This window comes from Fulvivirga sp. (genome assembly GCF_040220315.1).
Taxonomy (GTDB): domain Bacteria; phylum Bacteroidota; class Bacteroidia; order Cytophagales; family Cyclobacteriaceae; genus Fulvivirga.
In genome coordinates, this window is record NZ_JAVJUY010000184.1 from 1 (window position 1) to 2,271 (window position 2,271).

Consider the following 2,271-nt stretch of genomic DNA (forward strand, 5'->3'; position numbering starts at 1 on the left):
CAATAACCGATACTGGACTATGACAAGGCCTATGAATCATCCCTTGACGACCTGTATCAGATAGATCTCTCCATGAACTACAAGTGGAATAAACCAAAAACCACACACGAACTTTACCTCAACATCTATGACATCACTGATGCATAAGGAAGAATAGATGAGTACTTTGATGATAGCGAACCAGATAACATCGGCTATGTCACTCAGGTAGGACTCTTCCCCAATCTCATGTACAAGGTCTATTTCTAAGGTTGGCCAGCGGTCAATTCCGCAGAATTATTCAAATCATTAGTAAGTCTATATCGATTTTGGTTGTTCAAACTTAAGTCTGGCCAAAAAGTTCCAAATCTCATTATTAAGTTCGGAATTTCATTTCAGAACGATTCACCTGCAATTCCGCTTCATCTTCGCATCATCAATTAATTAAAGCAAAGTAAATGATCGATGATTCCTTTCTCCTTTACCAAACAAACTAACCATAAGGGAAGGGCTTTGTAGTAATCGAACCTAAAAAAACATTATCATGAAAAATCTAATTACGATTCTTTTATTTCTAAGCACATTTGGTGCATTTGCTCAAATCAATTCACGACAGGGTGAAGAAACTGAAGTTGATTATAAGTGGAGGGTAAGTATTCCTTATATTGTTCCAGATGAGATTATCTCTGGTTATAGTGATCGAACAAGTATTCAAATGGTAGAATTACATGTAAAGCGCAACCTGGATAATAAGAACATCATTGGGGTAAAGTTTGCCACCTGGCGATTATTTCAACCCATGGGCATCACATGGTGGGATGGTGTTGTCGATAAAATAGAGTCTGGGACTGAATATTACGATGGATATTTAAGGGAGACAGGAATTGGCATCACGTACCAACGTATGCTTTGGAAAGGGCTATTTGCAGCTGTTGAAGTCCTTCCGCAAATTCAAACCTATACGGATTTAGACGGTAATAAAATTAAAAATGGATTTAAAGTTTACAACTCTATTCATTTGGGCTACCATGTTGCATTTGGGAAGAAAAAACGATTTTTCGTTGAACCTCAGGTTCATTGCAACCAGTGGATGTTTGACAACAATTCTCCTGAAGGGTTTAAGGAGTTTGATGACAAATATGGAAACGTCTTTCTTTTTGAGCCAAACCTTTACATAGGGTGGAAATTCTAAAACTTAGTCTGGCAAGTCAGGACTTATGATTCCTGGCTTGTCAGGCATTAGTAAAATACTAAAAGGCAGACCTATTTATCACCAAACAATCATACATTGAATTTACCTATCAAAACACTATTTTTTGCTTTCATAACTTTTTCAGCTTCAAGCTCTTTTTCTCAAATTACGACTACAGAGCTCATCAATAAAATTGATTCATATTTGGCATTAAGCGTGAAAAAAGGCTTTTCCGGATCTGTTTTAGTTGCTAAAAAAGGAGAAATCATTTTATCGAAAGGCTATGGATGGGCAGATAGGGAAAATAAGATACCCAACTCACCTTCAACGGTTTTTAATATTGGTTCTGTAACAAAACAATTTACTGCATCAGCTATTTTGAAACTTGTAGAGCAAGGAAAGATCAAAACATCAGATAAAATAAGTTCTTATTTTGACCAGGCACCTATCGACAAAAGGGATATAACGATTCATCAATTATTAACGCATACATCAGGGATTTCCAATAGAACTGGAGGTTTTAGATATGACGAAGCAAGCAAAGAACAGTTTTTAACAGAATTTTTTGAATCAGCATTACAATCAGAACCCGGAACAAAGTACCAATATGCCAATGCCAACTACATCTTGCTCACTGCTATATTAGAGTCTGTTTCAAATCAAACGTATGGTTCTTTTCTGCAGGACTATTTATTTGAACCTTCTCAAATGAAAAGCACGGGATATAAAAGCATCAATTTTCATACAGAAAGACTGGCACATGGGTACTACTACCACAGAACCGATGAGCAGTGGGTAGATTGGGGAACCACCCAGCAACACCTCCCTTACAATGATAATCATTGGTATAGCATAGGTAAAGGAGATATCCATTCTACCGTTGAAGATCTGTATAAATGGCATGTTGCTTTAGAAGCCAACCTCGTTTTAACATCCCAATCAAGGGCAGTCCAGGAAACACCACATGTTGCCGAGAATGATGAAATAACATCCTTTTATGGGTACGGTTGGGCAATCTCTAAAACCAATAGAGAAACCAAGATGGTTGCCCACAATGGTAGTAATGGATTGTATTTTGCAGATTTTGTAAGATTTGTAGA

The 2,271-nt window shown here is 37.1% G+C and carries 2 protein-coding genes; both read left to right on the forward strand.

Annotation, left to right across the window (positions count from 1 at the left end):
* The first annotated feature begins 523 nt into the window (after positions 1 to 523).
* On the forward strand, positions 524 to 1,171 hold the full coding sequence (locus RLO81_RS08790; RefSeq protein ID WP_350110200.1) for a hypothetical protein: 648 nt from the start codon (positions 524 to 526) through the stop codon (positions 1,169 to 1,171).
* Positions 1,172 to 1,267: 96 nt separating this feature from the next.
* Positions 1,268 to 2,271: serine hydrolase domain-containing protein (locus RLO81_RS08795; RefSeq protein ID WP_350110203.1), on the forward strand; the 1,004-nt coding region annotated here is incomplete at its 3' end.